This is a genomic window from Streptomyces sp. NPDC002690, from assembly GCF_053592415.1.
The window spans coordinates 1-6,603 of sequence record NZ_JBSFVR010000401.1; the positions used below are offsets into that span (position 1 = coordinate 1).

The 6,603-nt window shown below is 70.7% G+C and carries 4 protein-coding genes; 3 read left to right on the top strand and 1 reads right to left on the bottom strand.

Features of this window, described 5'->3' with window-relative positions; genetic code table 11:
* Positions 1-100: 100 nt before the first annotated feature.
* Positions 101-1,126 carry an ATP-dependent 6-phosphofructokinase gene (locus tag ACWD3D_RS31700; protein WP_266709228.1) on the bottom strand — a complete coding sequence of 342 codons (1,026 nt, stop codon included), beginning with the start codon at positions 1,124-1,126 and terminating at the stop codon, positions 101-103.
* Positions 1,127-1,541: 415 nt separating this feature from the next.
* On the opposite strand from ACWD3D_RS31700, the gene pta reads away from it, so the two are divergent.
* The 3 genes from pta to pyk all read left to right on the top strand — a co-directional run bounded on the left by pta (position 1,542) and on the right by pyk (position 6,473).
* On the top strand, positions 1,542-3,614 hold the full coding sequence (pta, locus tag ACWD3D_RS31705; protein WP_451464188.1) for a phosphate acetyltransferase: 2,073 nt from the start codon (positions 1,542-1,544) through the stop codon (positions 3,612-3,614).
* 5 nt (positions 3,615-3,619) lie between these two features.
* A complete protein-coding gene (locus ACWD3D_RS31710; protein WP_451464189.1) occupies positions 3,620-4,954 on the top strand; it encodes an acetate kinase in 1,335 nt (444 codons plus the stop codon).
* A gap of 88 nt (positions 4,955-5,042) precedes the next feature.
* Complete coding sequence (gene pyk / locus ACWD3D_RS31715) at positions 5,043-6,473, top strand: pyruvate kinase (protein WP_451464190.1); 1,431 nt, start codon at positions 5,043-5,045, stop codon at positions 6,471-6,473.
* The last annotated feature ends 130 nt before the right edge of the window (positions 6,474-6,603 follow it).

Sequence of the window (6,603 nt, forward strand, 5' to 3'; positions counted from 1 at the left end):
GGATCAGGTGGCCCACCAGCAGGCCCATCATGATGCCGGGGAGCAGCAGGATGTGTGGCGGACCAGCCTTCCGGCATGCACGTCCTGGAAGACCGGCGTCCTAGAACACCGACTCCGCTTCGAACATCCGGTCCGCCGGTACGGTCTTGAGCTGGGTCACCGCGTCGGCGAGCGGCACCATCTCGATGCTGGTCCCGCGCAGGGCGGTCATGTTGCCGAACTCGCCGCGGTGCACGGCCTCCACCGCGTGCCAGCCGAAGCGGGTCGCGAGGACGCGGTCGTACGCGGTCGGGGTACCGCCGCGCTGGACGTGGCCGAGGATGACCGGGCGGGCCTCCTTACCGAGGCGGCGCTCCAGCTCGACGGCGAGGCGGTTGCCGATGCCCTGGAAGCGCTCGTGGCCGAACTGGTCGATCTCGCCCTTGGCGTACGCCATCGAGCCCTCGGCGGGGTGCGCGCCCTCGGCGACGCAGATGACCGCGAACTTCTTGCCGCGGGCGAAGCGCTCCTCGACCATCTTGACCAGGTCGTCGACCTGGAAGGGGCGCTCGGGCAGGCAGATGCCGTGCGCGCCGCCGCCCATGCCGGACTCCAGGGCGATCCAGCCGGCGTGACGGCCCATCACCTCGACGACCATGACGCGCTGGTGGGACTCGGCGGTGGTCTTGAGGCGGTCTATGGCCTCCGTCGCGACGCCCACGGCCGTGTCGAAACCGAAAGTGCGGTCGGTGGCGGAGATGTCGTTGTCGATGGTCTTCGGGACGCCGACGACGGGCATTCCGGCCTCGGAGAGCATGCGGGCCGCCGTCAGGGTACCTTCGCCACCGATGGGGATGAGGGCGTCTATGCCGTAACGGCGGGACAGCTCCTCGCAGTTCTCGGCGGCTTCACGGAGCCGGTCGCGCTCCAGGCGGGCGGAGCCGAGGATGGTGCCGCCGCGGGCCAGGATGCCGCTGACCGCGTTCAGGTCCAGCGGGCGGAAGTGGCCGTCCAGCAGGCCCTTGAAGCCGTCCTCGAAGCCGATGACCTCGTCGCCGTGCCCCACGACTGCGCGGTGCACGACCGAACGGATCACTGCGTTCAGGCCGGGGCAGTCGCCGCCTGCGGTGAGAATTCCGATGCGCATCGTGCGTTGTCTCCTGCTCGCTAGTACCGGGCTGTTCGGGGCCTTGGTGAGCGGCCCCCGCGCCGTGAGCCGTCACGATTCTCCCACGACAGGGGTACACCCCGCGCTTTCGGATGCTCCGGCGCACGAACAAGGGGCGAAAATCCGGGTAACAGGTCCGGAAGCCGACTCCGGGGCCACGTTACGTGGGGCCTCATGGAGGCCAAAGGGCCGGGGCGGGCGACGAAGCCCCCCGTACGGGCCCGCACGGGCGCCTACGCGGCAACGGCCGGGTCCCGTGCGGGGAAAGGGTCTCCGGCGGGCGGCCCTCGGGCCCTCGCGGGTATCGTCGGAGGAAATGCAAGCCAATGCCACCCCTACCGGGATATCACCGCCCGTACCGGGCGAACAGCCGCATCAGGACGGGAGAGCACGCGTGACGCGCAGCGTGTACGTGACCGGGATCGACCGGGGAGACGGCCGCCAGGTCGTCGAGCTGGGGGTCATGGAGCTACTGACCCGGCAGGTCGACCGCGTCGGCGTCTTCCGCCCACTGGTCCACGACGGCCCCGACCGGCTGTTCGAGTTGCTGCGTGCCCGTTACCGGCTCTCCCAGAGCCCGGAGACCGTCTACGGCCTCGACTACCACGAGGCGTCCGCGATACAGGCGGAGCAGGGTACCGACGAACTCGTCTCCCGGCTCGTCGAGCGCTTCCACCAGGTCGCGCGCGCGTACGAGGTGGTGCTGGTGCTCGGCACCGACTACGCGGACACCCAGCTCCCCGACGAGCTGGCGCTGAACGCCCGCCTCGCCAACGAGTTCGGGGCCTCGGTCATCGCGGTGGTCGGCGGGAAGGACCAGCCCGCCGATTCGGTGCGGGCCGAGGCCCGCAACGCGTACCGCGCCTATGCCGGGCTCGGCTGCGACGTGCTGGCGATGGTGGTCAACCGGGTCGCGCCCGAGGACCGGGACGAGCTCGCCGAGCGCATCGTGGAGCGGCTGACCGTCCCGGTGTACGTGCTGCCCGACGAACCGGCCCTCTCGGCGCCCACGGTCGCGCAGGTCACCGCGGCGCTGGGCGGCACGGTGCTGCTCGGCGACGACGCGGGGCTCGCGCGCGACGCGCTGGACTTCGTGTTCGGCGGGGCGATGCTGCCGAGGTTCCTGAAGGCGCTGACGCCCGGCTGCATGGTCGTCACCCCGGGCGACCGGGCCGACCTGGTGGTGGGTTCGCTCGCCGCGCACAGCGCCGGCACCCCGCCCATCGCGGGGGTGCTGCTCACCCTGGACGAGCGTCCCGACGACGAGATCCTCCAGCTCTCGGCCCGGCTCGCGCCCGGCACCCCGGTGGTCTCGGTGCCCGGGGGCTCCTTCCCCACCGCCGGTGAACTCTTCGCCCTCGAAGGCAAGCTGAACGCGGCCACGCCCCGCAAGGCGGAGACCGCGCTCGGCCTCTTCGAGCGCCATGTGGACACCGCCGCCCTGCTGGAACGGGTCTCGGTGGCCCGCACCGGACGCGTCACCCCGATGATGTTCGAGCACGACCTGCTGGAGCAGGCGCGCGCAGACCGCCGCCGGGTGGTCCTGCCGGAGGGCTCCGAGGAGCGCGTGCTGCGCGCCGCCGACGTACTGCTCCGCCGCGACGTGTGCGATCTGACGCTGCTGGGCGACGTGGACCTGATCCGCAAGAAGTCCGCCGACCTCGGCATCGACCTGGCGGACACGCAGCTCATCGACCCGCAGACCTCCGAACTCCGGCAGACCTTCGCCGAGCGGTACGCGCAGCTGCGCGCGCACCGCGGGGTGACGGTGGAGCTGGCGTTCGACGTGGTCTCCGACGTCAACTACTTCGGCACCCTGATGGTCCAGGAGGGCCTGGCGCACGGCATGGTCTCCGGTTCCGTGCACTCCACGGCGGCCACCATCCGGCCCGCCTTCGAGATCATCAAGACCAAGCCGGACGCACGGATCGTCTCCTCGGTGTTCTTCATGTGCCTCGCCGACAAGGTGCTGGTGTACGGCGACTGCGCGGTCAACCCGGACCCGGACGCCGAGCAGCTCTCGGACATCGCGGTCCAGTCGGCGGCGACGGCGGCCCGTTTCGGCGTGGACCCGCGGATCGCGATGCTCTCGTACTCCACCGGGACCTCGGGTTCGGGCGCGGACGTCGAGAAGGTGCGGGAGGCGACCGAGCGGGTCCGCTCGGCGCGGCCCGACCTGCTGATCGAGGGCCCGATCCAGTACGACGCGGCGGTCGAGCCGACCGTCGCGGCGACCAAGATGCCGGAGTCCCGGGTCGCGGGGCAGGCCACCGTGCTGATCTTCCCGGACCTGAACACCGGCAACAACACCTACAAGGCCGTACAGCGCTCGGCGGGCGCGGTCGCGGTGGGTCCCGTGCTCCAGGGGCTGCGCAAGCCGGTCAACGACCTGTCGCGCGGCGCGCTGGTGCAGGACATCGTCAACACCGTGGCCATCACCGCCATCCAGGCGCAGGGCGAGGAGTGACCCGCATGACCGACCCGAACACCGAGGCGACCACCGCGAAGACCGGGCTTGACGGCGCGGGTGCGCCCTCCGGCGCACACCGGGTGCTCGTCCTCAACTCCGGCTCCTCGTCGGTGAAGTACCAGCTCCTCGACATGCGCGACCACTCCCGGCTCGCCTCCGGGCTGGTGGAGCGCATCGGTGAGGAAACGTCCCGTCTGGTGCACACACCTCGCCCGGGCGAGGGCGGCGAGACCCGTGAGCGCACCGGCAGGATCGCGGACCACGCGGCGGCCCTGAAGGCCGCCGCCGAGGAGCTGGCGGCGGACGGGCTGGGGCTGGACTCCCCCGAGCTGGCGGCCATCGGGCACCGGGTGGTGCACGGCGGGCTCCGGTTCACCGAACCGACGGTGGTCACCGACGACGTGCTCAAGGAGATCGAGCGGCTGGTGCCGGTGGCCCCGCTGCACAATCCGGCGAACATCACCGGTATCCGTACCGCGCAGGAGCTGCGGCCGGACCTGCCGCAGATCGCGGTGTTCGACACGGCGTTCCACACGACGATGCCCGAGGCCGCGGCCCGGTACGCGATCGACGTGGAGACCGCCGACGCCCACCGGGTGCGCCGCTACGGCTTCCACGGCACCTCGCACGCGTACGTCTCGCGGCGGACGGCGAAGCTGCTGGGCCGGCCGGTCGAGGACCTCAACATCATCGTGCTGCACCTGGGCAACGGCGCCTCGGCCTCGGCGGTCGCGGGCGGGCGGTGCGTGGACACCTCGATGGGGCTGACCCCGCTGGAGGGCCTGGTCATGGGGACCCGCTCCGGGGACATCGACCCGGCCGTCACCTTCCATCTGAAGCGGGTGGCGGGGATGTCGGCGGACGAGATCGACGAGCTGCTGAACAAGAAGAGCGGTCTGGTCGGCCTCTGTGGCGACAACGACATGCGGGAGATCCGCCGCCGGGTCGACGAGGGCGACGAACGCGCCACCCTCGCCTTCGACATCTACATCCACCGGCTGAAGAAGTACATCGGCGCCTATATGGCGGTCCTCGGCCGGGTGGACGCCATCGCCTTCACGGCGGGGGTCGGCGAGAACTCCGCCCCGGTGCGGGAGGCTGCCGTCGCCGGACTGGAGGGGTTCGGCCTCGCGGTGGACGGCGATCTGAACTCCGTACGGTCGTCCCAGCCCCGGCTGATCTCCCCGGATCACGCCCGGGTCGCGGTCGCCGTAGTGCCGACGGACGAGGAGCTGGAGATCGCCGGACAGACGTTCGCGCTGGTCGCAAGGGCTGCCAGGGACGGCGGCGACGGACGCGGGACCGGGTCGGAGGAGGCCGGGGCGACGCACTCGTAGGCCCTCACAACTGAGCACCCCCACGCCCCTTTGTACTTTCCACCAGACGGAATATTCCGCAGTGAAACAAACCGATAGGATCCGCCTCATGCGCCGTTCCAAAATCGTCTGCACCCTCGGTCCCGCCGTCGACTCCCACGAGCAGCTGGTCGCTCTGATCGAGGCCGGCATGAGCGTGGCCCGTTTCAACTTCAGCCACGGCACCCACGAAGAGCACCAGGGCCGGTACGACCGTGTCCGCAGGGCTGCCGCCGAGACCGGGCGGGCGGTGGGCGTGCTCGCCGACCTCCAGGGCCCGAAGATCCGCCTGGCGAAGTTCGCCGAAGGCCCCGTCGAGCTTGTCCGCGGTGACGAGTTCACCATCACCTCGGAGGACGTTCCGGGCGACAAGTCCATCTGCGGCACGACCTACAAGGGTCTGCCGGGCGACGTCGTCAAGGGCGACCCGATCCTCATCAACGACGGCAACGTCGAACTGAAGGTCGTCTCGGTCGACGGCCCCCGGGTCAAGACCATCGTCATCGAGGGCGGTGTCATCTCCGACCACAAGGGCATCAACCTGCCCGGCGCGGCGGTCAACGTCCCCGCCCTGTCCGAGAAGGACGTGGAGGACCTCCGGTTCGCCCTGCGGATGGGCTGCGACCTGGTCGCCCTCTCCTTCGTCCGGGACGCCGAGGACGTCAAGGACGTCCACAAGGTGATGGACGAGGAGGGCCGCCGGGTCCCCGTCATCGCCAAGGTGGAGAAGCCGCAGGCGGTCGAGCACATGGAGGGCGTCGTCCTGGCGTTCGACGGTGTGATGGTGGCCCGTGGTGACCTCGCCGTCGAGTATCCGCTGGAGAAGGTCCCGATGGTGCAGAAGCGCCTCGTGGAGCTGTGCCGGCGCAACGCCAAGCCGGTGATCGTGGCGACCCAGATGATGGAGTCGATGATCACCAACTCCCGTCCGACCCGCGCCGAGGCGTCCGACGTCGCCAACGCGATCCTGGACGGTGCGGACGCGGTCATGCTGTCCGCCGAGTCCTCGGTCGGCGCGTACCCGATCGAGACGGTCAAGACGATGGCGAAGATCGTCGTCGCCGCCGAGGAGGAGCTCCTCTCCAAGGGCCTCCAGCCGCTCGTCCCGGGCAAGAAGCCGCGCACCCAGGGCGGAGCGGTCGCCCGCGCCGCCGCCGAGATCGCGGACTTCCTGAACGGCAAGGCGCTGGTCGCGTTCACCCAGTCCGGTGACACCGCCCGCCGTCTGTCCCGCTACCGCGCCGCGCAGCCGGTGCTCGCCTTCACCACGGAGGAGTCGACGCGCAACCAGCTCGCACTGAGCTGGGGCGTCGAGGCCCACGTCGTGCCGCACGTGGAGACCACCGACGCGATGGTCGACATGGTCGACGCCGAGCTGCTGAAGCTCGGTCGCTACAACGAGGGCGACACGATGATCATCACCGCCGGCTCGCCCCCCGGCGTCCCCGGCACCACCAACATGGTCCGCGTCCACCACGTGGGCGGCGGCGAGCGCGCCTGACGGCGCACGCCACCAGCGGAACGACGGCCGTGGGCCGCACACAAAAAGAAGGGCCCCGTCCCACCGTGGCAGCTTGTCGAGGCCACGAACGCGCGCGCCGCAGTCCACCACCTCAGCGCGTACAAGCTCG